The 23,225-nt window shown below is 70.5% G+C and carries 20 protein-coding genes; 9 read left to right on the forward strand and 11 right to left on the reverse strand.

Annotated features, from left to right (window positions below; all coding sequences use genetic code 11):
• Nucleotides 1-15 precede the first annotated feature (15 nt).
• Genes OZ403_RS20765 through OZ403_RS20775 form a run of 3 tightly spaced genes read left to right on the forward strand, consistent with a single transcriptional unit; the run spans nucleotide 16 to nucleotide 4,110 of the window.
• Nucleotides 16-1,908, forward strand: a complete 1,893-nt coding sequence (locus OZ403_RS20765) for a sigma 54-interacting transcriptional regulator (protein ID WP_268781543.1) — start codon at nucleotides 16-18, stop codon at nucleotides 1,906-1,908.
• Nucleotides 1,909-1,927: 19 nt separating this feature from the next.
• Complete coding sequence (locus tag OZ403_RS20770) at nucleotides 1,928-2,500, forward strand: hypothetical protein (protein WP_140792297.1); 573 nt, start codon at nucleotides 1,928-1,930, stop codon at nucleotides 2,498-2,500.
• Nucleotides 2,497-4,110: a carboxypeptidase regulatory-like domain-containing protein gene (locus OZ403_RS20775; RefSeq protein WP_268781544.1), complete on the forward strand. Its 1,614-nt coding sequence runs from the start codon at nucleotides 2,497-2,499 to the stop codon at nucleotides 4,108-4,110. The genes OZ403_RS20770 and OZ403_RS20775 overlap by 4 nt, the downstream gene beginning before the upstream one ends.
• Nucleotide 4,111: 1 nt before the next feature.
• Here the strand turns inward: OZ403_RS20775 and OZ403_RS20780 are convergent, their stop codons facing one another.
• The 5 genes from OZ403_RS20780 to mutL form a co-directional block, all read right to left on the reverse strand.
• Nucleotides 4,112-4,624: a hypothetical protein gene (locus tag OZ403_RS20780; protein ID WP_174258844.1), complete on the reverse strand. Its 513-nt coding sequence runs from the start codon at nucleotides 4,622-4,624 to the stop codon at nucleotides 4,112-4,114.
• Nucleotides 4,625-4,714: 90 nt separating this feature from the next.
• Nucleotides 4,715-5,701 (reverse strand): tetratricopeptide repeat protein, encoded by a 987-nt coding sequence (locus OZ403_RS20785; protein WP_140792303.1) that lies wholly within the window; start codon nucleotides 5,699-5,701, stop codon nucleotides 4,715-4,717.
• 118 nt (nucleotides 5,702-5,819) lie between these two features.
• Entirely contained in the window at nucleotides 5,820-6,542 is a 723-nt protein-coding gene (locus OZ403_RS20790) for a hypothetical protein (RefSeq protein WP_174258845.1), read from the reverse strand.
• A 17-nt stretch (nucleotides 6,543-6,559) separates the two neighbouring features.
• Nucleotides 6,560-6,715: a hypothetical protein gene (locus OZ403_RS20795; RefSeq protein ID WP_163884409.1), complete on the reverse strand. Its 156-nt coding sequence runs from the start codon at nucleotides 6,713-6,715 to the stop codon at nucleotides 6,560-6,562.
• A 95-nt stretch (nucleotides 6,716-6,810) separates the two neighbouring features.
• On the reverse strand, nucleotides 6,811-8,670 hold the full coding sequence (gene mutL / locus OZ403_RS20800; protein WP_140855282.1) for a DNA mismatch repair endonuclease MutL: 1,860 nt from the start codon (nucleotides 8,668-8,670) through the stop codon (nucleotides 6,811-6,813).
• 101 nt (nucleotides 8,671-8,771) lie between these two features.
• Between mutL and OZ403_RS20805 the strand changes: the two genes are divergently transcribed.
• Entirely contained in the window at nucleotides 8,772-9,734 is a 963-nt protein-coding gene (locus OZ403_RS20805; protein ID WP_140792309.1) for an SDR family oxidoreductase, read from the forward strand.
• A gap of 2 nt (nucleotides 9,735-9,736) precedes the next feature.
• Nucleotides 9,737-11,608, forward strand: coding sequence for a lysophospholipid acyltransferase family protein (locus OZ403_RS20810; RefSeq protein WP_268781545.1), 1,872 nt, complete (start codon nucleotides 9,737-9,739; stop codon nucleotides 11,606-11,608).
• A gap of 39 nt (nucleotides 11,609-11,647) precedes the next feature.
• Here OZ403_RS20810 and OZ403_RS20815 read toward each other — a convergent pair whose 3' ends face one another.
• Both OZ403_RS20815 and OZ403_RS20820 read right to left on the reverse strand, forming a co-directional pair.
• On the reverse strand, nucleotides 11,648-12,523 hold the full coding sequence (locus OZ403_RS20815) for a GGDEF domain-containing protein (protein WP_140792313.1): 876 nt from the start codon (nucleotides 12,521-12,523) through the stop codon (nucleotides 11,648-11,650).
• A gap of 92 nt (nucleotides 12,524-12,615) precedes the next feature.
• Nucleotides 12,616-15,225: a carboxypeptidase-like regulatory domain-containing protein gene (locus OZ403_RS20820; protein WP_268781546.1), complete on the reverse strand. Its 2,610-nt coding sequence runs from the start codon at nucleotides 15,223-15,225 to the stop codon at nucleotides 12,616-12,618.
• A gap of 180 nt (nucleotides 15,226-15,405) precedes the next feature.
• Here OZ403_RS20820 and OZ403_RS20825 point away from each other — a divergent pair, with 180 nt between their 5' ends.
• Together OZ403_RS20825 and OZ403_RS20830 are read left to right on the forward strand one after the other, a co-directional pair.
• A complete protein-coding gene (locus tag OZ403_RS20825; protein ID WP_140792317.1) occupies nucleotides 15,406-15,711 on the forward strand; it encodes a DUF721 domain-containing protein in 306 nt (101 codons plus the stop codon).
• Nucleotides 15,708-17,222 (forward strand): CAP domain-containing protein, encoded by a 1,515-nt coding sequence (locus OZ403_RS20830; protein ID WP_268781547.1) that lies wholly within the window; start codon nucleotides 15,708-15,710, stop codon nucleotides 17,220-17,222. Before OZ403_RS20825 ends, OZ403_RS20830 begins: the two co-directional genes overlap by 4 nt.
• A 76-nt stretch (nucleotides 17,223-17,298) precedes the next feature.
• Here OZ403_RS20830 and OZ403_RS20835 read toward each other — a convergent pair whose 3' ends face one another.
• A complete protein-coding gene (locus OZ403_RS20835) occupies nucleotides 17,299-17,532 on the reverse strand; it encodes a hypothetical protein (RefSeq protein WP_002636478.1) in 234 nt (77 codons plus the stop codon).
• Between the two features lie 359 nt (nucleotides 17,533-17,891).
• Here OZ403_RS20835 and OZ403_RS20840 point away from each other — a divergent pair, with 359 nt between their 5' ends.
• Nucleotides 17,892-20,027 (forward strand): transglycosylase SLT domain-containing protein, encoded by a 2,136-nt coding sequence (locus OZ403_RS20840; RefSeq protein ID WP_140798639.1) that lies wholly within the window; start codon nucleotides 17,892-17,894, stop codon nucleotides 20,025-20,027.
• Nucleotides 20,028-20,128: 101 nt separating this feature from the next.
• Here OZ403_RS20840 and OZ403_RS20845 read toward each other — a convergent pair whose 3' ends face one another.
• Nucleotides 20,129-20,791: a glutathione S-transferase family protein gene (locus OZ403_RS20845; protein ID WP_268781548.1), complete on the reverse strand. Its 663-nt coding sequence runs from the start codon at nucleotides 20,789-20,791 to the stop codon at nucleotides 20,129-20,131.
• A 92-nt stretch (nucleotides 20,792-20,883) separates the two neighbouring features.
• Between OZ403_RS20845 and OZ403_RS20850 the strand changes: the two genes are divergently transcribed.
• The gene (locus OZ403_RS20850; RefSeq protein ID WP_140792326.1) at nucleotides 20,884-21,384 is read left to right on the forward strand and encodes a winged helix-turn-helix transcriptional regulator; all 501 of its coding nucleotides are present in this window, start codon (nucleotides 20,884-20,886) and stop codon (nucleotides 21,382-21,384) included.
• Nucleotides 21,385-21,431: 47 nt separating this feature from the next.
• Here the strand turns inward: OZ403_RS20850 and cmk are convergent, their stop codons facing one another.
• Nucleotides 21,432-22,124: a (d)CMP kinase gene (gene cmk / locus OZ403_RS20855; protein ID WP_140792328.1), complete on the reverse strand. Its 693-nt coding sequence runs from the start codon at nucleotides 22,122-22,124 to the stop codon at nucleotides 21,432-21,434.
• Entirely contained in the window at nucleotides 22,121-23,212 is a 1,092-nt protein-coding gene (gene hisC, locus OZ403_RS20860; protein WP_140875665.1) for a histidinol-phosphate transaminase, read from the reverse strand. Before hisC ends, cmk begins: the two co-directional genes overlap by 4 nt.
• Nucleotides 23,213-23,225 lie beyond the last annotated feature (13 nt).

Here is a 23,225-nt window from a genome sequence, read left to right on the forward strand (position 1 = left end):
CAGGTACGTGAAGCCATGGCCAGCCTCACCGTCCGCACCCCCGATGGCAAGGTCCGCGCGGTCTCCCTGCACAAGCGCCTCACCAGCATTGGCCGGGGCCCGGACAACGACATCCCGCTGGAGGACACCTCCGTGCCCTCCAGCGCCCTGCACGTCACCTTCGACGGCACGCGCTACGAGGTGGGCAGCCTGGGCGCCACCTTCCACGTCAACGGAAAGAAGCGCGACGCCCATGCGCTCTCCACCGGCGACGTGGTCCGCGTGGGCCACACCGAGCTGCTCTTCGCCCGGGAGGACGCTCCCCGTGCCCCGCCTCCACCCGCGTCCCCTCCGCGCGAGCTGGTGCACACGTCCAATCCCGACTCGCACACCTCGGAGCTGCCCGGCGTCCCCGGCCGCGAGCTGCTGCTGCTGCGCCGGCTCACCGCGTTCAGCGAGCGGCTGCTGGGGCTCTACGACCTGGAGCGCCTCCTGGAGGGCCTGATGGACGAGGCCATCGAGGTGACGCGCGCCGACAAGGGCTTCCTCATCCTGATGGAGAACGGGGAGCCGCGCGTGAAGGTGGCGCGCAACGTGTCCCGGGAGAACATCGAGGACGCGGTGGAGAAGGACAAGATCTCCGACTCCATCATCGCCAAGGTGGTGAAGGAGCAGAAGGCGCTCATCGTCGCGGACGCGCTGGACTCGCCGGAGTTCAACAAGAGCGAGTCGGTGGTGAACCTGCGCGTCCACTCCGTCATGTGCGTGCCGCTGATGCAGAAGGGCGACCTCTTCGGTGTCCTCTACGTGGGCAATGACCGGCTGGTGAACCGGTTCGAGCCCAAGAGCGCGGACATGCTCACCATCTTCGCGGCACAGGCGTCGCTCATCCTCCAGAACGCGATGCTGGTGAGCGACCTCAAGCTCGACAACACCGAGCTGCGCCGCAAGCTGGAGGACCAGCGCTATGGCGACATCGTCGGCGCGTGCCAGGGCATGCGGGACGTGTACAAGCGCATCGACAAGATCGCGCCCACGGACATCTCCGTGCTCATCACCGGCGAGACGGGCACCGGCAAGGAACTCATCGCGCGGGAAATCCACCGCCGCTCGCCGCGCGCGAAGGGCCCCTTCATCACCATCAACTGCGGCGCGATTCCGGAGAACCTGCTGGAGAGCGAGCTGTTCGGCCACGTGAAGGGCGCCTTCACCGGCGCGGTGGCCACCAAGGCCGGCAAGTTCCAGGCGGCCATTGGCGGCACGCTCTTCCTGGACGAAATCGGGGAGATGCCGCTGCAGCTCCAGGTGAAGCTGTTGCGCGCGCTCCAGGAGAAGGTCGTCTACAAGGTCGGCGACAACCGCGGCGAGGCGGTGGACATCCGCGTGGTGGCGGCCACCAACAAGGTGCTCGAGGACGAGGTGAAGAAGAACACCTTCCGCGAGGACCTCTACTACCGCCTCAACGTAGTCACGCTGAAGCTGCCGCCCCTGCGCGAGCGCGGCGAGGACGTGGTGGTGCTGGGCCGCTTCTTCCTCCAGAAGTACGCCCGCGAGTTCAGCTCCAAGGCCCGCGGCTTCACCCCCTCCGCCACCGTGTCCATGCGCAAGTACGGCTGGCCGGGCAACATCCGCGAGTTGGAGAACCGGCTCAAGAAGGCGGTGGTGCTCGCGGACAAGCCGCTCCTGGGGCCAGATGACCTGGACCTGAAGCCGGAGAACCTGGAGCCCATCATGCCGCTGCTCCAGGCCAAGGAAGAGTTCCAGAAGCGTTACATCAACGAGGTGCTCGCCCGGAACAACGGCAACCGCACCAAGACGGCCAAGGACCTGGGAGTGGACCCGCGCACCATCTTCCGGCATCTGGAGAAGCTGGAAGCGGAGAAGTCAGGGCGGCCCCTGCCGCCCGAGGAGGGAGACGAGCTGCTCTAGGGGAGCGGCCCGTCCGGGGATGATGGAAGCCACGACGCGGCGATACTCCTGGAGACGAGAGCTGTGGCTGCTGATGGCCGCGGGCTGCGCCGCGTCCGGCTGCCTCATCCCCCAGGACGACACGTTGCTGGACTCCGTGCCGGAGTTCATGAACCGGCCGCCGCGCATCATCGACAGCCTGGTGGCCCCCCAGCAGCGCTTCATCCCGGACTTCGGCGCCGACGGCTGCGACCTCGCTTTCGAGGTGGCCGTCGAGGACCCGGACGTGGACGACCGCATCGTCGTGCACTGGTACGTGGACTACAACCCACAGGACCCGCGCGGCCCCTACCGCCAGTATGAGCTGGCCAGCACCCGCGAGCCCCGGCGCTCGGACCGGGGCACGCTGCTCATCAGCCTCGCGTCCGCCAACAACCCGCTGAGCACGCCCGGCCCCCACCTGGTGGAGGCGCTGGTGAGCGACGCGGAGCTGGTGGACCGCGTGGTGCGGCCCCGGCCGGTGCAGTTGCCGGACGGCACCACCATCGACAACCCGGGCTTCGTCGTCACCTATTCGTGGGTGGTCAACACCGTCCAGGGAGACTGCCGGTGAGGCGCCAGCGGCGGGTGCGGCGACTTGCGTGGACGGTCCTGCTGTCAGGCCTGCCCAGCGCCGGCTGCGTGCTGCTGGAGGAAGCGCCCGACCCCAGCCAGCTGGTGTGCCGCGCGGACAGCGACTGTGCCGTCAACGAGGTGTGCTTCCCGGACGGCTGCGGCGACCCGGGCCGGGACATCGTGGTGGAGGTGACGCCCAACCCCCATGACGGCCTGCACGCGCAGGACTTCCAGGTAGCCGCCATCCGGCCGGAGCTGAACCTGGCGCTGTTCGGGCCCGCCACCGTCCAGGGCAGCACCGTGCGCGCCACGACCCCCATCGGCAGCGCCCCGCGCCCCTACAACGAGCCGCTCCACCTCACCGCCCGAGGGGAGAGCGCGCTGCTGCCGGGTGTGGCGCGCCTCTTCACGGCCGACCTGGTCCCGCTCAACGGCGCCTGGGTGCTGCCCGTGGGGACCGGGACGTACACGGTGACGTTGGAGCCGGAGGACCTGGGGCTGCCACCGGTGCGAGGCGAAACCACCGTGTCGCCCGGCGGCGCCGTGCCCCTGCAACTGGTGCTGCCCTCCCCCACCCAGGTGGCCCGGCTGGAAGGCCGGGTGGTGCGCCAGGGCGCGCAGCCCGTGGACGCCGCGCTGCAGGTCCAGGCGCTGGACGCGGACCTGACGCCCCTGTCCCAGCGCGTGCCGGTGGTGCGCGGCTCGGGCGCCTTCTCCCTGGCCCTGCCGCTGGAGGCCTCGCAGCGCACCAGCCTCCTGGTGCGCGTGACGGCGACAGGCGACGTGTGGGTGCCGCAAAAGACGTTCACCGTGGATCCCCGCGAGCCGCTCACCGCGCCGTTGGAGCTGGGTGACTATGGCGAGCCGGTCCAGGTGTCCGGCCGCATCCTGGGACGGGACGGCCGGCCCGTGGTCCAGGCCTCCGTGTCCCTGCGCGGACCCGTGGGAGGCGGCGGCACGTACCAGGGGCCCCTGGGCGCCACCGACGCGGAGGGCCGATTCACGGTGGAGACGCTCCCGTCGGGGCCGGGCGGCAACCTGTCGCTGGTGGTGGTGCCGCCGTCAGGCTCCACCGCGGGCCTGACGGTGCAGTCGGTGGAGGTGCCTCGCACCGGCGCGGTGCTACCGGACGTCGTGTGTCCGGACCGGCGCATCATCCGGGGGACGATTCTCCAGACGGACAACACCTCCCCGGCGCTGGGCGTGCGAGTGCTGGCGGATCCGGTGGGACAAGTGCCGGGCTGGCCGCGTCCGCCGGCGGGCAGTGAGTCCCTGGGCACCACGGACGACACGGGCGCCTTCCGTCTGGGGTTGGATCCGGGCATCTACCGCGTGGACTTCATCCCCACGGAGAACCTGCCCCGCGTCAGCCGCGTCATCACCGTGCTCCCCGGCGACGACGCGTCCGATCAGGTGCTGGCCACCTTCCCGCTCCAGCGCGGCCGCACGGTGCGGGGCATGGTGACGGAGGCTGGAGCGCCCTCGCCCTACGCCTCCGTGCGCTTCTACCGGGTGGCGGACCTGGGAGGACGCCCGTCGCCTGTGCTGCTGTCGCAGACGGTGTCGGACCACCTGGGGCGCTACACCGCCCTGCTGCCGGTGCGCTGACTCAGGGCAGCCGGCCGGCGCCGGGGTTGCGGCCCGCGGCGTTCAAGGCGTCGTGCAGCGCATCCACCGCGCCGCCGACCTCTCCCGCGTACTGCACCGCGTGGATGGCGTAGAGGTCCTGCACGCGCACCAGGCGGCGAAACACCTCGCGCAGAGGGGCGCGCTCCCGCGAATCGAGCGCGCATTCGGACTCACGCACGCGGAGCTTCTGCAGCCACGCGGTGCGGAAGCGCATCCATTCCTGGTCGACGCTCTTGGCGGGAGACACGTTCACCAGCTTCTCGCGCCCGCTCTCCAGCTCCGTCCACAGGGTCCGCGCGCCATCCAGGCACTCGCGGAACGTGAGCGCGACGGGGGCGGGAGGCAGCTTCTCCGGCGTCATGGCCGAGACAGAGCGGCCGACACTCCAGATGAGCCACAACGAGAACAGCGTGGTGAGGAGGATGTAAATCCCATACGCGGCACCACGAAAGCGGCGATAGCGGGGATCTTTCCGGGGGTCGGGAGCGGACACGGGGCCCACGTCTTATGACCGTGGACCCCGTGTGGCAACGCTTCCGTGTGTCCACCGTCCGGTGGGTGGGGCCCCGGGCCCCACGGGCGGCTACTGGCCGGGCTGGCTCGTCGCCTGGGCCGGAGCCGCGGGCGCCGCGCTCTCCGGGTTCATCAGGCGCTTCACCGTGGCGATGCGGCCCCGGAACTGCGACTGGTATGGGCTGTTGAGGTAGGCGCCGGCCGCGTCACGGGCGATTTCCAGCGCCTTATCGTACTGGCCGACCTCCTGGTAGGAGTGCGCCAGCAACAGCATGGCGTAGTCGCGCGTCTTCGACTTGCGGTCGCCGTCCACGAAGCGGGCGAGCAGCGGCACCGCCTTCTCGTGGTTGCGGGTGTTGTTGTAGGCCGTGCCCAGGAAGAAGGACGCGTCCAGCGCCTGGTCCTGCGGCGGGTTCATGGCCAGGAACCGCTCCATGTTGGAGATGACGCTGTCCATCTCGTTCTTGCGGAAGGCGATCTTGCCCTGTTCGAACGCGGCGTCGCCCGTCTCCCGGCGCAGCACGGCGGCGCGGTCATTGAGGGCCTGGCGCTCCAGGTTGCTCAGCCGCGACGTGTCCAGCTTCACCAGCGCGTCGATGCCCTTGAGGCGCTCGTCACCGGGCAGGCTGGTCATCATCTTGTAGACCTTGTTCGCCTCCTGCTGGACCGACTGGTGCGCCGCGGTGTCCGCGCGCTGCTTCTCCAGTTGGCCGGTGAGGTCGGCGACCGTCTTCTCCAGGCGCTCCTTTTCGTTGGTGGCGCTGGAGCTGCGCGCGCTGGTGATCATCAGCGCGGCGCCCACGGAGATGACCGCGAACAGCACGTAGGCCACCGCGGACGACATCCACTGGCGCTTCTGGAAATCTTCGTGGCGTTTGCCAACCGCCTTCACCTCCGCATGGAGGTTCTTGAGCAGGTTGTCGCTCTTGATGACGAGGTTGCGTGCCTCGACGATCTCACGGCGCAGATCCGTGAGCTCCTTTTCCACATCCGTTTTCGGCTGGTCTGGCATGGACATCTTCCTAGGCCCGGAAATCATCTCGGCCGATTCACGCATCGTAAGGAGTTCTCCCGGTCATGCGGCGATATTTTCCGCAGCGGAACAGCGCTGCTTAGCCAATGCATTTCCCAGAAGAAGGGCGACAGCGCCCGGCCCGCCTGCTTCCCCTCCGGACTTACAGGCTCCCAGGGAGCGGCCGTGATGGCTCTGCTGGAAAGCTGTACGTCACGCCCAGCGAGAGCCAGCTCCCGCCCAGGCTGAACGAACCGACGCGCGCCGTGGACGGCCCCACCGGACCCCGGAGGAACGCGAGCCGGTAGTCGGCGGTGATGCCCCAACGCGGCGTCAGGCGCAACGTGGCGCCCACGTTGCCCATCCACGTCTGGGTGGTCATTTCCTGGAGCTCCTCCCCCTTGCGCTCCGACGAGGCGAGCGTGGGCCCCGTCAGCAAGCCCGCGAAGGGCACGAGCCCATGGGGCCCCAGCTGCGGAATCACCGTCTGGAAGCGCAGGCCGATGAGCGCCCCGTAGCCCAGCACGTCCACCTGCCGGGCCTGCGGCGGCCCGCCGTCGACGCCCGGCTCGTTGAGGTACAGGCGACTCTGCGTGCCGAACAGGTCGATGCCCACCTCCAGCAGGTCGGAGATGGCGTAGGCGAAGGACGCCACCACCGTGGGCCCGCCCGCCACTTCCCGGGCACGCGGCAGCCCCTGGTTGGCTTGCCGCGAGTACCAGCCGTCGTAGAGCGTCTTGTTGGGCGTGATGCGCCAACCGCCCTGGATGGTGATGCGGCCCACCCCATCCAGCGAGGTGGACACGTCCTCGTCGCCGTAACCGAAGTCCTGAGCGGCGGCGGGAGCGGAAAGCAGCAGTGCGAGCGGAAGAAGGCGACGGAGCATCAATGGCGGCTTTGGCGTCAGGGGCGCTTGGGGCTCAGCGCGATTTCCAGGAAGGTGGTCCGCCGGCGGCGCAGCGATGCGACGAAGCAGCGCACCACGCATCCGGCGCCGAACTCGCGCAGCACCACGCCGAGATTCGCCACCACGTCCCGCAGGGTGATCACACCGTGCATGTGCCCGCTCCTGTGCGCTGCGGAGGTTGGCCTGGGTGCTACAGGCGTGTGGCGCACGGTAACAGGGGGTCCCCCCCCGTCAATTTTCGGGGCACTCAGCGGGCGCGCCGCTCCAGCTCCAGCAAGGGCATCTCCAGCACCACCACCGTGCCGTGGCTGCACGTGGGGTGGAAGTCGGCCCGGTCCAACTCCCCGAGCAGCGCGCGGAACTGCGCGTCGGAGAGCGGCACGGCGCCAGCCTGCTTCGCGGCGTGGCACGCCATCACCCGCACCGCCTCCGCCAGCGACACCGTGTCCAGCGTCGCGCTCTTCGGCGGAAGCGCCCGCGCCAGGGCCTCCAGCAGCGAGCGCGCGTCCGCGCCCTCCAGTCCCGGCGGCACCGTCTTCAACGCCACCGTGGTGCCACCGAACGGCTCCACGTCGAAGCCCAGGCGGGACAGGGCATCCCTGCCCTCCACCAGGGCCTTGGCCGCCGCGACGGGCAACTCCAGCGTGGTGCCGAAGAGCGTGGGCGCGGGAGGCGGCTTGCCGGACTCCAACGCGCGCAGGTAGCCCGTCAGGCGCGCGCGCTCCAGCGCCGCGTGTGGATCCATCACCACCAGCGTGCCACCCGGTCCCTCGCAGACATGGAAGCGGCCGCCCAGCATGCCCAGGGGCCGCAACGCGCCGAAGTAGCCCGGCGGGGGTGCCTCGTTGAGTTGCGGCTGCGCCTGACCGAACGCGGGGGCCTGCCCCACCGCGGCGGCGAAGGGCAGCGCTCCCGGCCGAGCCCCCTGCCCCAGTGGCCCCAGGGACGGCCCCCCCGGACCAGGACCCGGCGCGTCCATGGCGGTGGGCAGCGGACCGCCCCACGCGGCTTCCTGGGCGCGGGTGAGGAAGCGCTCCACGGCGTGCGCGTAGTGCGCGGCGTCCATGGGCTGGCCGGCCTGGGACGCGGCGCCCTCCACGCCCGAGCCCAGCCACGGCGCGGCGCGCAGCATGCGGCTGAGCGCGGCCGTCACCGCCTCCTGGACACCCCGGGCGTCGGCGAAGCGGACCTCCTGCTTCTGCGGGTGCACGTTGACGTCCACCGCGCGCGGGTCCACGTCGATGTGCAGCACCACCACGGGCTGGCGCCCGGCGGCGAGGAAGTCCTGGTACGCGCGCTGGATGGTGCCAATGAGGCCGCGGTCCCGGATGTAGCGGCGGTTGACGAAGGTGTAGAGGCCGCGCGCGTTGTTGAAGGTGAACTCAGGCGAGGCGGCGTACCCCGTGACAGCCACGCCCAGCCGGCGCTCCTCCACGGGGAACAGGTGCGGATGCGACGTGGAGCCCAGCGCCGCGGCGATTCGCTCGCGCGGGTCATCCGGGCAGGCCGCGCTGGAGAAGAGCGTGCCGCCCTCGTGCGAGGCGAAGAAGCCCACCTCCGGGTACGCCAGGGCCAGGCGCACCACGGCCTCCTCCGAGTGCTTCAGCTCCGTGTCGCCCCGGCGCAGGAACTTGCGGCGCGCGGGCACGTTGAAGAACAGGTCCTCCACGGTGATGACCGTGCCCGTCCGCGGCGGCGCGTCCTCCACCAGCGGTGGCCCACCACCCTCCACCGACACCCGCGTGCCCACCTCGGAGTTCGCGGCCGCAGAGTGAAGTGTGAACCGGGAAACGGATGCGATGGCGGGAATGGCCTCGCCCCGGAACCCCATGGAGTCGATGTGGAACAGGTCGTCCAGCTCGCGCAGCTTGCTGGTGGCGTGGCGCTCCAGGCAGGCCACGGCGTCCGTGCGCCCCATGCCGTGCCCGTCATCCGACACGATGATGCGGTCCACGCCCCCGCCGTCCAGCTCGACGCGGACCGTGCTGGCACCGGCGTCAATGGCGTTTTCCACCAGCTCCTTCACGACGGAGGCGGGGCGCTCCACCACTTCGCCGGCGGCAATCTTGTTGATGAGGACGTCGCTGAGACGGGCAATCCGGGACATGGCGGCCGGACACCCTCCGCCACCCAGGCGACGTTGTCCAGCAACACAACATGAGTCGCGGCTGACAATCCCTGGCGCTGGGCTAACACCCGACACCGCGTATGGACGTGTCACGACCAGGCAAGGGGCGGCTGCGCATCGCGGTGACCGGCGCGAGCGGCGACTACGGGCGGCTCCTGCTGTCTCGGCTGGACCAGGATCCCGACGTGGAGAGCATCCTCGTGCTCGACGTCGTCCGGCCAGAGGGCGACAAGGTGGAGTTCCACCGCGTGGACCTCACCCGGTACGACGCCGAGAGCGAGCTCACCGACGCGCTCACCGAGCGCCCCGTGGACGCGCTCTATCACCTGGCGTTCCTGTTCGGTCCCATCCGCAACGGCTCCCTGGCGCACGAGCTGGAAGTCATCGGCACCATGAACGTGCTGACGGCGGCGGGCCGCTCGCGGCTGCCCCGGCTGGTGGTGCCCTCCTTGACGGCTGTCTACGGCGCGCGTGGAAACAACCCCGCAATGCTGCGCGAGGACTCGGCGCTCCAGGGTTGCCCGCACAGCCGCTTCGTCACCGACAAGGTGGAGGTGGAAGGCCAGGTGCGCGCCTTCCGGGAGCGGCATCCGGACATGCGCGTGCTGGTGCTGCGCTTCGCGCCGGTGCTCGGGCCCTCGGTGGACAACCCGGCCACGCGCTTCTTGAAGAATCCAGTGGTGCCCACGCTGATGGGCTTCGATCCGCTCTGGCAGGGGCTGCACGAAGACGACGCCGCTCGTGCCTTGCACCTGGCCTTGCGCGCGGACGCGTCCGGAGAGTTCAACATCGTGGGCCGAGGGGTGATGCCAATCTCCGGCCTCATCCAGCAGGCGGGCGCGCGGCCGCTCCCTCTGCCAGGGCCCTTGTTTCGGGCCGGCCTGCATACGTTGGACGCCGTGGGCGCGGGCACGTTGCCCGTGGCCCTGCTCGACTACATCCATTACTCATGGGTCGCGGACGGCGAGCGCGCCGAGTCCGCACTCGGTTTCATCCCCCTCCACCATGTCAAAGACGCCGCTGCGGCGCTGAAGAGGAGCTAGTCATGGCCAAGGGCGTCCTTGGGAACGATCCCTTCAAGCGCGGCGCCGCGTCGCGCCCCACCGAGGGCTCCACGCCGGGTGGCGAGGAAAAGGCCGCCGCCGCGGAGACGGTGACGAAGAAGCCGGAGACGGACGGGACGGCGTCCGCGAAGGCCGGTGGCAAGGCGGCTGCCGCGAAGTCGCGCAAGCACGAGGGCAAGAAGACGTCCGGGAAGGCCAAGGGAGGCAAGAAGGGCGCCGCAGCGGCTGCCCGGCCTCCGGCGCAGGCATCGGGGACGCGGGTCCCCGCGCCGCCGCAGGCCCCCCAGACTTCTGCCCACGACGCGGACGACGCCGTGCTTCCCCTGCGCGAGCCCGCGGTGTCCACGCCGCTTACGCAGGACTCACGAGCCCCCGGCCCGGTGAACGATGCCGGTGCCCCCACGTCGAAGCAGCGCGACGTGGACCTTGCCTTGGCGGAAGCCCTGGCCGCCGACGTGGCCGAAGCCACCGCCACCGCCGCGGTGGACGCGGCGCTGGGCGCGGAGCCCGGCCCCGACGCCGAGGTCGAGCGGCTCATGGCCACGGAGTTTGCGACCGAGCTGGCCGAAGCCGCGGTGGAGGAAGCGCTGGAGCAGTGCGCTGCTGCCCGGTCTCCGGAACAAGAGCAGGAGCTCGCCGCCGCCGTGGCCGCGCAGGTCGCGGACAGCGCCGCGCGGGCCGCCATCGACGAAGTGCGCGCCCGCCACGCCACACCGGATGCTCCGGTCGTCACCCGGTGGGAGCGGGAGACGTCGGTCCGCGTCGTGGTGACGGAAGAGGCGGACACGTCCGCGGTGGAGCCGGAAGTAGAGCTTCCGGATGCCACGCGCGACGAGTTCCCTCCCGGCCGCAGGGGCCCGCTGTCGCTGGTGCCTCCGCCCGCCACGAACGCGGGTGAGTCGTCCTATCGGGAGTCCTTCTCTCCGGAGTCCGGACGGGGTGAGCCCGAGGGTATCCGTCCCCTGGCGGAGCGCGCCGTGGCGGCCCTGTCCCTGGCGCGTGACATCGCTGGGCAGGCCCTGGCGAGCGAGAGTCTGGCCCGGGCGATGCTCGCGATGGGCGGTCTGAAGGACATGCTCCGCGCCGGCCTGGGCACGGGCGGTGGCGCGAACCTGGACGCGTACGGCAAGGACCCATCGCTCGTCGAGCGGCTGGAGCCCGTGCTCGAGTTCCTCTATTCGCAGTACTGGCGCGTGTCCGTGCAGGGCGTGGACCACGTGCCGCCGGGCGCGGCCATCCTGGTGGCCAACCATTCGGGCGCCCTGCCCTACGACGGGCTCGTCATGTCCATGGCCCTCGCGCGTGAGCGCCCGGACCTGCGCGAGCCCCGCTGGCTGGTGGAGGACCAGGTCTTCCACGCGCCGATGGTGGGCACCCTCTTCAACCGACTCGGCGCCGTGCGGGCCTGCCCGGAGAACGCGCTGCGGCTCCTGGACGAGCATCGTCCGCTGGTCGTCTTCCCCGAAGGCTACCAGGCCCTCAGCAAGCCCTTCGGTGAGCGTTACCGGCTGAAGCGCTTCGGCCGCGGCGGCTTCGTGAAGCTGGCGCTGCGCACCGGCGCGCCCATCGTCCCGGTGGCCATCGTGGGCGCGGAGGAGACGTCGCCGCTGCTGGGCCGCATCCCCGCCTCCTTCCTGGGACTGCCCTACGTACCCCTCACGCCGCTGGGCCCCCTGCCCCTGCCGGCCAAGTGGAGCATCCGTTTCGGCGAACCCATTGGCGTCGAGGACCTCGCGCCCGAGGCGGCGGACGACCTGGGCGAAGTCCAGCGCCTCACCGAGCGCACCCGTGAGGCCATCCAGAGCATGCTCCAGTCGCTGCTGCGCGAGCGCCGCTCCGTCTTCGCGGGCTGAAGCGGCAGCGCCTGGACAGGCACGAGGTGGGCTGGAGACTCAGCCCACCACGCGGTTGCGGCCGGACGTCTTCGCATCGAAGAGCTTCTCGTCGGCGTCGCGCACCAGCTCACCCGACTCGCGGTGGTGCGGCTCCAGCACCGCGAGGCCCACCGACACCGTGACGGGAATCACCTGCCGGTCGAACTCGAAGCGTTGCTTCTCCACCAGTCGGCGCACCTTTTCTGCGAGCTGACGCGTGCCGGACAGCGACACCTCCGGCAGCAGGATGGCGAACTCCTCGCCGCCGTAACGCGCGAACACGTCCTCACGGCGGATTTTCGTGCGCACCGTGGATGCGAGCTGCTTGAGCACCGAGTCCCCCGCCAGGTGCCCGTACTTGTCGTTCACGGCCTTGAAGTGGTCGATGTCCAGCAGCACCAGCGACAGCATCCGCTCGTAGCGGCGGCTCCGCGAAATCTCCCGGTCCAGCTGCTCGTCGAAGTAGCGCCGGTTGTAGATCTGCGTGAGGCCGTCCATCGTGGTCAGCCGGTAGATTTCGTCGTGATACGCGGCCTCGATGTTGCCACCGGCGATGTACTTGAAGATGGTGCGGCCAATCTTCACCAGGTCGCCGTTGCGCAGCTCACGCACACCCTCCGCCAGCTCGTCGTTGATGAACGTGCCGTTGGTGGAGCCCAGGTCGCGGATGCGCACGCCCTCTCGCGAATTGGTGATGCTCGCGTGGTTGCGGCTGACCGACTCCTGGTCGATCTGGATGTCCGCCTTGGACGAGCGCCCAATGAGCGTCTCCTCGGACGTGAGGTCGAACTTGCGCCCCAGGTCCAAGCCGTAGATCACCACCAGCGCCGCGTCGAGGTTGACCGGCCGGTCGGAGATCTTCGAGATGACCGTGACGACCGTCTCCTTCTGCACCATGCCTCCCGGGACAACAACGCTACCACCCGGCAAATCAAGAAAGCGAGTCAGTGCACGAGAACGCAGGTGGGTGTTCCCGCACTCGGGCCTCAGGGAATGTCGACCTGCCGGGTCGCGGTGACGAGCGGACGCAGGGGGTCACCCTTCAGGTCCACCAGGGTGGCCACCAGCGACACCCCCAGCCCCGAGCACCTCGCCGGGAGCTGAAGCTCCACCTCGCCGCGTCCCGGTGCAACGGGGGCGGAGGCGAACAGCACCTGGTCATTGCAGCCCGAGCCGCCCCGCAGGCTGACGCGCACCTGACCTTCGCCCCCGGAACCCGTGCCCAGCCGGAAGCCGGAGACGCTCACCCGCACCGCGCTGCCTCGGGCCAGCCGCTGCCCGTCCGCTTCCGGATGGCGCCACGTCACCTCCGGCCGGCCCAGACTCAGCGTGGCGACGGCATCCGTCAGGTCCGCGAGCCGCTCCGCGCCCAGGCCCTCCGCGGCCGCCAGGCGGGACGGGCCCTGCCCCACGCGCCGGTCCAGGCCCCGCACGCGCAGCGCCTCCACCTGGAGCTTCGCCCGCGTTTCCTGCAGCAAGCCGTCGAGGGTGCGGTCCTCGAACCCCAGCGGCGGCCGGGGAACGACGACGCCGTCGTCCGTATCGTCCGGGTCCATCAGCACCGTCCAGCGGCGGCCGGCGCGGTTGGTGAACTCGGCGCGCACCACGCTGGCCCGTCCGTCCACCTGGGCCTGGAACTCGCGGCCGACGAGCTCGCCGTGGGCGTTCCCATCGAAGTTGTAGCGAACGGATTCCGGGAGGGAGAGGAAGCTCAGCCCCGCGTCCACGGGCTGCACGCCGTCCGGGTCGAACTCCGGCCTGGGCAGGTTCGCCACGAGCGTGCTGGTCGCCACCGTGCCGTCCTCGGACTGGTCACCTGACGTGGCCGACACCACCAGCCGGTACGGCAGTCCCTCCAGGCCCCGGTGCGTGGGCGCCATGCGCACGGGCACCAGCCCGGGCCGGCCCAACCGCGCATCGGCGTCCGTGTTCGGATCGGCCGGCGCCACGTTGGCCGCTGCGCCCAGCCCCAGCGGAACCATGCCCCGGCCGGGGACCGCCACGGTGGCCAGCACATAGGCGCGGGCCAGGTGCGAACCCCGGTACTGAGGCAGCGGCGGCACACGCACGGCGAAGGGGAACGACAGCCGCACACCCGGCGTGTCCCGCTCGAAAGGCAGCGCCTGCGCGTACTCCGCCGCACGGGTGTCCGGCTCGCCGGTGAGGATGCCGGGCGTGGGCGCCAGGGTGAAGCGGGCGTCACGTGACAGCGCCGAGAAGAAGCGCGTCGAGCCGGGCAACAGCTGCCCCAGTTGCAGCAGCGGATCCGTCCCCGGCGCCATGAGGTTGAGGGGGAGTTCCTTCAGGGGGAGCGCGCCCGTCAGCGCCCAGGCCGTCCGCGTCCCACACGCGCCCGTGCGAATGGCCAGCTCCGCATCCAGCACACCCGGTAGCGAGCCGTCACACACACCCGCCACGCCCGGGGCCGCGACGTCTGGCGCGGTGCTGCCCGTCAACCACAGTGCGCTGCCCGACGGCAGCGACAGACGGTCCTGGCCCGTGCCCAAGGGGAGCGCCACCTCGTGCTCCGGGCCCAGGAAGGACTCGGGAGCCAGGTCGGAGGGGAGCCCCGGCACGGACAAGCCCATCAGCCCCACGCGCAGCGAGACCGCCGTCGAGAAGGTCTCCGTCAACGTGGGGAATGGGCCCTTCACGCCGCCGAAGCGGTCCAAGGGGTTGCGACGCAGGGCCATCCGCACGTCGCGGAACTGGCTCGCGTCGTGGCGCGCCAGCGTCAGGTAGCCGTAGTCGGGGTGGAAGGCGGAGAGCGCCACCTCACCTTCCGCGGGCACCCAGGCGGCTCCGTCGGCGTTCGTCACCATGGTCGCTCCCACGCCGCCGTCATTGTCGGACACCGCGACGACGGCCAGCGGCACCGGGCGCCCGGTCAGCGCATCCACCACCAGCACGCGCACCCCACCTGGGGCCACTTCGGCGGGCAGCACGGTGACGCGCGCATGGCAGGAGATGTTGCCCACTCGGGCCGCCAGCGCCAGATGCTCCGAGGCGGGCTCGCCCAGCACGACAGAGGCCTGGTGGCCGTCCCCGCCTCCGACCACGGAGGCAGACAGCACCTCCCACGCCACGCCATCGCGCAGCACCAACGGAGCGCCCGTCGATTCGCGCACCCACACGCGGAAGTCCACCGTCATGCCCGGGGTGCCCACGACGACGTCCGGCGTCACCTCGCACGCGGCCGCACGGGATTCGGACGGCGGCGAGCCACACGCTCCGTCTCGGCACACCGTGCCTGAGTCACAGTCCGTGTCGGTGGCACAGACCACGGGCACGCACCGGTTCATGTCGCATTGGCAGCCGGCGCCGCCTACCTCGTCACACGCGGCCAGTGCATGAGTGCCCCGCCGCGCCACGCCGCAATCCTCGCGCGTCAGGCAGGCGGGCTCGCAGCGCGAGGTGGCCGAGTCACAGAAGAAGAGCGAGGGGTCCGGGCAGTCCTGATCGACGGAGCAGTACGTCCCCTGTGGGAACGGACCCGCGGGGATGTCAGGCCCCATGTCCATGTCGCCGCAGCCGCTCAGGCACAGCAGGACACAGGCCAGGCAAGCCAGCACGAGGGGGCGGGGGGTGTGACTCATACGGATGCGGCTCCGGGGGGACCGTCCGCGACCTTACAGCCAGGACGCGCGCTGCGCGACGGTACGCGGCGCCGGCCGCCGCACTTCGAGCCCCATCATAGCCCGTCCGCCCGCCGTGCGCCCCCCCTCCGCACGTGATGGTTGGCTTTCGGGGTTAACGGATCGATGATCGCCCCCCTGATGGCCCGGAGTGAACCCAAGTCCCTGGAAAGTCTCCTTCCCCGCGTCCTGGCACGGCTGGCGGGAGAGTCCGGCAAGGGCCACGCGTTGGCGCCCGTGTGGGCGGCGGTGGTCGGTCCGCACCTCGCACGCCACACCACCCCCCAGGCCCTGCACGGAACCACCCTGGTGGTGGCGGTGACGGGCGCCCAGTGGGCCCAGTCGCTGGAGTCCGAAGCGGCCTCGCTGTGCGAGCAGCTCAACGCGCGGCTCGGCCCAGGCACGGTGAAGGCCCTCTCCTTCACGTTCCAGGTGGCGCGACGATGATGGCCCTGCTGGCGCTCAGCGCCTTCCTGGCCGCCGCACCGCCGACATCGGCCGGAATGGAACGCAGCGCCGCCCAGCACGTGAGCCGCGAATTCGAGCGCGTGGGACGGCGCGTCCCGGTGGAGGACCCGAAGCTGACCACCGCCGCGCGGCGGCTGGCACACGAGGCCCTCACCGAATACACCACCGGCGCGCCGGGCCTCTTCACCCTCACCTCCGCCGTCAGTGACGCGGGCGCGGCGGACCCCTCCCCGCGCGCGCTGGTCATCCGGGCGTGGGTGCCACGGCACGTCATCGAGACTTTCCTCGACCGCGACGACTTCAACAGCGAGCGCACCTCGCACTTCGGCGTGGGCGTGTCCGTCCTCGGCGAGCGCGCGGCGCTCGTCCTGCTGCTGGTGGACCGCAAGGCGGAGCTCCAGGACTTCCCGCGCCTCATCGCCAACGGCAAGCGCTCGGCCATGACGCTCTGCGGCGTCCTGGTCCCACCGCTGCGGCGGGCAGAGGTGTACGTCACCCAGCCGAACGGCGGGGTGAGCCTCATGCCCGTCCAGAACCGGGGTGCGGGGGGCGGCTTCTGCAGCCGGCTCGCCTTCGCCACGCCGGGTACGTACACCGTGGAGGTGGTGGGACGCGCGGACGGCGGGCCGGAGGTGGCGGCGCTCTTCTTGGTGGACCAGGGTGAACCCCGCAAGCACGCCGCCAGTGAGGACACCGCCGAGCCCACCACGCTGGAGGACGCCCGCCGGGCCGTCTACGAGCGCATCAACGCCCTCCGGCGCGCCCACGCGTTGCCCGAACTGTCCCCCGACGCCGCGCTGGAACAGGTGGCCCAGGACTACAGCGCGCGCATGTCGAAGGAGGGCTTCTTCGCCCACATCGCTCCGGACGGCTCCACGCTGACGAAGCGCCTGCCGGCGGGCGCACGCTACGTGCGCGCGGGAGAGAACCTGGGCCTGGCCCCGGGGCCGTTGGCGGCCCACTTCGGCATCGAGCACAGCCCTGGCCACCGCCGTAACGTGCTGGATCCGGGCTTTCGCTTCATGGGCGTGGGCGTGGCGTTCCACACGGTGAACGGGCGCAAGGAGGCCATCCTCACGGAGGTCTTCACCGTCGCCCCGCCCGCGTCGCCGGAGCTGGCGAACCCGCGGCAGGAGGCCTACGACGCCCTGAGCCGGCTGCGAGCGACCCGCAAGCTGCCGCCCCTGTCGCGCAACGCCGCGCTTGAAACACTGGCACACGCCCACGCCAAGCGCGCGCTGGAGCTGGACCAGCCCTCGGCCCAGCCCGGTGAAGCCCCGGTGCACGACCGCGTCTTCGAGCTGCTGCCCGACGCGGGAACGGCGTCCGTGGACTTCTTCGTGGTGTCGGACCCCACGGCGATTCCGGAGTCCCGCAGCATGGCCGACGCCACGAACAACCGCGTGGGCGTAGGCGTGGTGCGGGGAGACTCCCGCCGCTTCGGTACGAATCAATACTGGGTGGCCGTCATCTACGCGGCCGTCCCCTGACGCCCCGCACGGAGACGCCGTGCGTGGTGGTGCCCCCGGTGTGTGTGGCCAGGGGCGTCAACGCCATGAGCCCCGTTCAGACAGGCCGGCGCTGCGTGGCGTAGGCCTCGAGCCCCATCTGCGGCGGCGCCACCTGCTGATACATCGGACACTTCATGCAGGTGAACGACTGCCAACCTCGCCGGACGGCTTCATCCAGGCAGTTGTCATACTGATGACAGTTGAGGTTGCGGTGGGTCTCGACGCCGGCTCGCTTCGGCCCGGCTTCGGGGTTGATGGTTTGTGGCAGATCGGCTGGACACGGCTTCATGAAGCCCTCCCTCTGAACTGTTTCCCCCCCGAGCGCTGTGAACGAGCAGTGCTACCTGACGACAACGACTGGACCCGCCATGCAACGACGGACCGGAGTGGCGCTGAGCGGCGGCGCAAGGTAGTGATTCACTCCCGGTGACGCAATGGGTCGGCTGTTCCTACCCAAGTGCGCGTAATCGCCTGGACGCTTTCAGCGAATGACATCTGGTGCTGAACAGTCAGGACTGGCCCGACGCCGCGCGGATCTAGGACTTGTCGCGCCCGCTGTCAAACCACCCTCCCTCCAGGGCAAGGGGAATGATCGGTGTGTGCGTCTCGTTGGCAGGCCGCAAAGCCGCGTCGTGAAAGGAAGACCACATGAGTTGGAGTGGGTGGGTTGCGGGGGTGGTTGCGGGGATGTCGCTGGGACAATCCCCCACGGCGCTGGAGGCCGTCCGCCTCCACAAGCCGGATGCGGCCGCCCTGGCGCGCGCGGAGCTGACGGCCTGCGCCGCGAAGAAGTGCGACGACGCGGGGCGGCTGGCGCTGCTCGCGGGGACGCTCGCCCTCTCTGACGGCCAGGCCGGCGAGGCAAGGGAGCTGCTGGCTGCCTGGCCCGCCCCTCCACTGCTGGCGCCGTACCACGCCTTCTACCTGGGCCAAGCCCGCTTCTACGCCGGGGACGCCGCGGGCGCGGCGGACGACTTCGCGCGAGTACTGGAATCCAAGGCACCCGTGGAACTCGCGGCCCGCGCCCGTGCGCGCCTGGGTGAGTCACTGCTCAAGGCAGGCAAGCCCCAGGACGCGGCCCAGGTGCTGGAGGCCGCGGCCAAGGCGTCGCCCACCGTGGAGCTGCTCTATCAGCGTGCCTTGGCGCGCGGCGGCTCCGGAAACCGCGCCGGACAACGCGCCGACATGATGACGGTGGCGTTGCGCTTCCCCACCCACCCCTACGGCGACGAGGCCATGGCGTGGCTGACGGAGGGCAGCACGCCCCCCGTGAAGCTGGGCTACACCGAGCGCACCACGCGCGCGGACCGCTTCCTGGACGCGGGCGCGACGAAGCGCGGACTCGACGAGCTCGCGACGCTGGACCAGGAGAAGCTCGACAAGGCGCAGGCGGCCCAAGTGGCACTGCTGCGCGCGAAGGCCTGGATCGCGCTGGGGCGGACGGAGGATGCGGAGAAGGCGCTCGCGCTGGCGCGCAAGGGGCCCGCCGCCGTGGCCGCGCAGGCAGACCTGCTGGTGGCGCGGCGCGCGCTCCGGTCCGACGACAACGCCAAGGCCCGAACGCTGATGGCGGCCCTGGACAAGAAGTACCCCTCGCAGCCCGCGGGTGATGAAGGCGCCTTCTTCGCGGGATGGTTGGATTTGCAGGCCGGGCGCTTCGCGGACGCGGTGCAGGCCTTCACGGCTTTCGAAACGCGTTATCCGCGCTCACGTCGGCGCGACGAGGGCATGTGGTTCCGCGCGCTGGCCCACCTCCGTCAGGAGGAGTACGCGAAGGCGCGCGCCACGCTGGATGCGTTCCTGGCCGCCTATCCCAAGAGCAGCATGGGGCCGCAGGCGCGCTACTGGATGGCGCGCAGCCGCGAGCTGGAAGGGGCGAAGGCAGACACGCTGGGCCCCGCGTATGAGGCCGTCATCACCTCGGCGCCCGCGTCCTTCTATGCGCTGATGGCCAACGAGCGGCTCAAGGCGCTGAGCCTGAAGACGCCCGCGCACTTCCCTCAGCCGCCGCAGGTGCTGAAGCTGCCCCGCCCTCCCGAGCTGGAGCTGGCGGTGGAGCTGACGCGCGCGGGGCTGTTCCGTGACGCGGCGGACGAGGTCGAAGCCCACGCGGCGCGGCTGCGCTCGGCGGACCAGGCCCTGCCCTTCGCGCACGCGCTGCTGGGACTGGGCGAGTACGGCCACGCCTACGCGGTGGCGGCGCGCCACCTCTGGGGACGGGCCTTCGGCGCGCGCGCTCCGGAGGCCCTGGCGCCCTTCTATCCTCGCGCCTTCGCCACCGCGGTGGAGGGCGCGGCGACGCAGCACCAAGTGGACCCCTACCTGGTGTGGGCCATCATGCGGCGGGAGAGCGCCTTCCGGCCGGAGGTGATGAGCATCGCCGATGCGCGAGGGCTGATGCAGATCATCCCCAAGACGGCGAACGCCATCGCGGAGAAGCTGACGGAGCCCGTCCCCGCGCCCGCGGACCTCTTCTCCCCCGAGCGGAACATCCGCTATGGCGCCTGGTATCTGTCCCGGCTGATGGATCGCTTTGGACACCCGGTGCTCGCGGCGGCCGCGTACAACGCGGGCCCAGGCTCGGCGGCGAAGTGGGTCCAGGAGCGAGGCTCACTGCCACTGGACCTCTTCGTGGAGACCATCCCCTTCAAGGAGACGCGCGGCTACGTAAAGCAGGTAGTGGCGGACCTGTTCCTCTACCACTCCTTCTACGGCGACGGCACGGGGGCGCTGAAGCTGCCGCTGCAGGTGCCCGCGCCGTCGAAGGAAGGCGTCAGCTTCTAGGCGCCGGTCGGGGCGCCAGGCCGGCGACAAACGAGCCCGCGGACCGCTTGCCGTGGACGTAGCGGGTGCTCGCCAGACAACGCGCAGTCGCGCGCCGGGCTTCAGTCCCGGTCCGGCGCGCCCAGGGGAAAGAGCGGCCGGAATTGCCGCGCCTCATTCACCGCGCGGGCGAAGGACGGGCGCGCAAGCAACCGCGTGCGGTAGGCGCGCAGCACGGGAAACGCATCGGAGATCTGGTGCGTCCAGTCCGCGTAGAACAGCGAGGGCGCGGCCGCGCAGTCCGCCAGCGTGAAGTCCTCTCCAGCGGCGGCCCAGGTCCTGCCTGCGAGCTGCCCTTCGAGCCAGGCGTAGGCGACCTCCAGCTTCTTCACTGCCAGGGCCAGTCCTTCCTGGCGCTTCACCGAATCACCCGTCAGCGCACCGTCGACCGCGTGCTGCGCCGCGTTCATGACGTGCAGGTCGAAGAAGCGATCGAGAAAGCGCACGGCGAGCGCGGCCATCGGTTCCGCGGGCAACAGGCGCACGGGCCCGGGATGTGCGAGCTGCAGGTACTCGATGATGATGCTGGTCTCGGCGATGTCGCGCTCGCCATCCACCAGCAGCGGGAACTTGCGCAGCGGCCAGCGCCGCGACCACTCGGCCGAATGCTGAGGTGTTTCCGGCCCGATACAGCGGAACTCGAAGGGCGTGCCGTTCTCGTACAACGCGATGAGGACCTTCTGCGTGTACGAAGAAAAGGGATGACCGTAGAGCACGAGTGACATCGGAGGGCTCCTGTCGCAGACCACTTGCATATCGCAAGCAGTCGAAACCCTATCCCTACCACTTGCACATCGCAAGGAGTAGCCTGGAGAGAATGGCCATGGCGCAGACAGGGCGATCCGGCTGCCCGATCAACCTGACGCTCGAACAGCTCGGCGACCGTTGGAGCCTGGTCGTCATCCGCGACGTCATGTTCGGAAACAGGCGCAGCTACGGCGAGCTGCTCGCGCAGAGCGAGGAACGCATCGCCTCGAACATCCTCGCGGACCGGCTGAAGCGCCTGACGGCGTCCGGCCTGCTGACGCGACGCGCGGATCCCACCCACCGACAGAAGGTCATCTACAGCCTGACGGAAGCGGCCATCCAGCTCGTGCCACTCCTCGCGCACATGGGCGCATGGGGCCGCCGGCATACGCGCCCAAGCAAGGAGCTGTCCGTACGCGCGGAGCTGCTGGAACAGGGCGGCGCGCCGCTTTGGAACGCCTTCATGGAGGAGCTGCGCCACCTGCATCTCGGCGCGCCGCGGCCGGCGCGCTCGGTATCCGGCGAGCTGCAGGCCGCCTACGAGAAGGCGCTGGCGAAGCGCTCCCGCTGAGCCCGGCGCGTCGTCCTTTTCGCCGGGCGAAGGTTCCCCTACCCGCGCTAGGCGCGCTGGGCCATCCGGCGCAGGATTTCGGACTCCATCCCGTGCACCACCTCCGACAGGGGGATGCTGCTGGAGTCCACGTGCACCGCGTCCTCGGCGGCCTTCAGCGGCGCCACGGCGCGGGCGGAGTCGTCGCGGTCCCGCTTCGTCTGGTCCGCGAGCACGGCGTCCAGGCTGCTCTCCACGCCCTTCTGGAACAGCTCCTCGTAGCGGCGCCGGGCGCGCACCTCGGGGCTGGCCGCCAGGAAGAACTTCGCGTCCGCGTCCGGGAACACCACCGTGCCAATGTCACGGCCCTCCAGGATGGCGCCCTTCTCCGACTCGAGCGCCAGCCGCCGCTGAAGCTGCAGCAGGCCCGCGCGCACCACCGGCCGCCCGGAGACCTGTGACGCCGCCATGGAGATGTCCGGCGTGCGAATCTCCCCGGACACGTCCTGGCCGCCCAGGAAGACGTGGTTCTCCTCGCCCACCACCTGGAAGTGGATGTGCACGCGGCCCAGCAGCTCGCCCAGGCGGGCGTCGTCGTCGAAGGCGATGCCCTCACGCTGGGCCATCAAGGCCACGCAGCGGTAGATGGCGCCCGTGTCCACCAGCGAGAAGCCCAGCCGGCGCGCCAGCAGCTTGGACACCGAGGACTTGCCGGCGCCCGCGGGGCCGTCGATGGCGACGATGAAAGGCCGGGCGCTCATGACAGGAGCTCTTTCAGCACCTGGACGCAGCGCGCGTTCTCCGCGGGCGTGCCCACGGAGATGCGCACGTGGTTCGGGAAACCCTGCCCCGCGAAGGGCCGGACGATGATGCCCTTGCGCAGCAGCTGCTCGTACAGCGCCACCGCGGGACGACCGAAGTCCACGAACACGAAGTTGGCGTGGCTGTGCGTGTGCGTGCCGCCCAGCTTCGGCAGCTCCGCGGCGAAGTAGTCCAGACCCGCGCGGTTCACCTCACGCGTGCGGCGAACATGCTCGGTGTCTTCCAGGGCCGCCAGACCCGCGGCCTGGGCCAGCACCGTCAGGTTGAAGGGCATGCGCGTGCGGTGCAGGTACGCCGCCAGTCGGGCATCCATGATGCCATAGCCCAGGCGCACGCCCGCCAGCCCGTGGATCTTGCTGAAGGTGCGCAGCGCGACCAGGTTCGGGTGCTGGCTGACCAGCGGCACGGCGCTGGTGTACTCGGACCACTCGACGAACTCGAAGTAGGCCTCGTCGTGCACCACCAGCACCTCCGGCGGCACCGCGGCCAGGAAGCGCGTCAGGGCGTCGCGGCTGAACGCGGTGCCCGTGGGGTTGTCCGGGTTGGCCAGGAACACCATCCGCGTGCGCGGGGTGATGGCCTTCGCCATGGCCTCCAGGTCGTACTGGTAGCCCTCGCGCATGGGCACCTCCACGAAGGGCCGCCCATGGGCCTGCGCGGAGATGCGGTACGCGGAGAAGGAGCCCTGGCACAGGAGGATTTCGTCCTCCGGCGTGGTGAAGGTGCGGATGAGCAGCTCGATGAGCTCGTTGGAGCCGCTGCCCAGCACCACCTGCTCCGGCTTCACGTCCACGTTCGCGGCCAGCTTGCGCACCAGGTGGAAGGACGTGGCGTCGGGGTACAGGTGCGTCGCGCTAGAGATGTTCCGCATGGCCTCTACGGCGCGCGGAGAGGGGCCCAGTGGATTCTCGTTCGAGGCCAGCTTGATGACACCCTTGAGGCCGAACTCTCGCTCGGTCTCTTCAATGGGCTTGCCGGGCACGTACGGCTTGAGCGTCTCAACGTGGGTGGGGACGAGCGGTCGCATGGTGTGAGGTCCT

Origin of the sequence: Myxococcus sp. NMCA1 (assembly GCF_026810205.1) — a bacterium.
Taxonomy (GTDB): Bacteria; Myxococcota; Myxococcia; order Myxococcales; family Myxococcaceae; genus Myxococcus; species Myxococcus xanthus_A.

Excerpts from the sequence above, each read along its gene's own strand:
- OZ403_RS20765 (WP_268781543.1), top strand. The coding sequence starts at position 16 with ATGGCCAGCCTCACCGTCCGCACCCCCGATGGCAAGGTCCGCGCGGTC.
- OZ403_RS20770 (WP_140792297.1), top strand. The coding sequence starts at position 1,928 with ATGATGGAAGCCACGACGCGGCGATACTCCTGGAGACGAGAGCTGTGG.
- OZ403_RS20785 (WP_140792303.1), bottom strand. The coding sequence starts at position 5,701 with ATGCGTGAATCGGCCGAGATGATTTCCGGGCCTAGGAAGATGTCCATG.
- OZ403_RS20790 (WP_174258845.1), bottom strand. The coding sequence starts at position 6,542 with ATGCTCCGTCGCCTTCTTCCGCTCGCACTGCTGCTTTCCGCTCCCGCC.
- OZ403_RS20795 (WP_163884409.1), bottom strand. The coding sequence starts at position 6,715 with ATGCACGGTGTGATCACCCTGCGGGACGTGGTGGCGAATCTCGGCGTG.
- mutL (WP_140855282.1), bottom strand. The coding sequence starts at position 8,670 with ATGTCCCGGATTGCCCGTCTCAGCGACGTCCTCATCAACAAGATTGCC.
- OZ403_RS20805 (WP_140792309.1), top strand. The coding sequence starts at position 8,772 with ATGGACGTGTCACGACCAGGCAAGGGGCGGCTGCGCATCGCGGTGACC.
- OZ403_RS20810 (WP_268781545.1), top strand. The coding sequence starts at position 9,737 with ATGGCCAAGGGCGTCCTTGGGAACGATCCCTTCAAGCGCGGCGCCGCG.
- OZ403_RS20820 (WP_268781546.1), bottom strand. The coding sequence starts at position 15,225 with ATGAGTCACACCCCCCGCCCCCTCGTGCTGGCTTGCCTGGCCTGTGTC.
- OZ403_RS20825 (WP_140792317.1), top strand. The coding sequence starts at position 15,406 with ATGGCCCGGAGTGAACCCAAGTCCCTGGAAAGTCTCCTTCCCCGCGTC.
- OZ403_RS20830 (WP_268781547.1), top strand. The coding sequence starts at position 15,708 with ATGATGGCCCTGCTGGCGCTCAGCGCCTTCCTGGCCGCCGCACCGCCG.
- OZ403_RS20835 (WP_002636478.1), bottom strand. The coding sequence starts at position 17,532 with ATGAAGCCGTGTCCAGCCGATCTGCCACAAACCATCAACCCCGAAGCC.
- OZ403_RS20840 (WP_140798639.1), top strand. The coding sequence starts at position 17,892 with ATGAGTTGGAGTGGGTGGGTTGCGGGGGTGGTTGCGGGGATGTCGCTG.
- OZ403_RS20845 (WP_268781548.1), bottom strand. The coding sequence starts at position 20,791 with ATGTCACTCGTGCTCTACGGTCATCCCTTTTCTTCGTACACGCAGAAG.
- OZ403_RS20850 (WP_140792326.1), top strand. The coding sequence starts at position 20,884 with ATGGCCATGGCGCAGACAGGGCGATCCGGCTGCCCGATCAACCTGACG.
- cmk (WP_140792328.1), bottom strand. The coding sequence starts at position 22,124 with ATGAGCGCCCGGCCTTTCATCGTCGCCATCGACGGCCCCGCGGGCGCC.
- hisC (WP_140875665.1), bottom strand. The coding sequence starts at position 23,212 with ATGCGACCGCTCGTCCCCACCCACGTTGAGACGCTCAAGCCGTACGTG.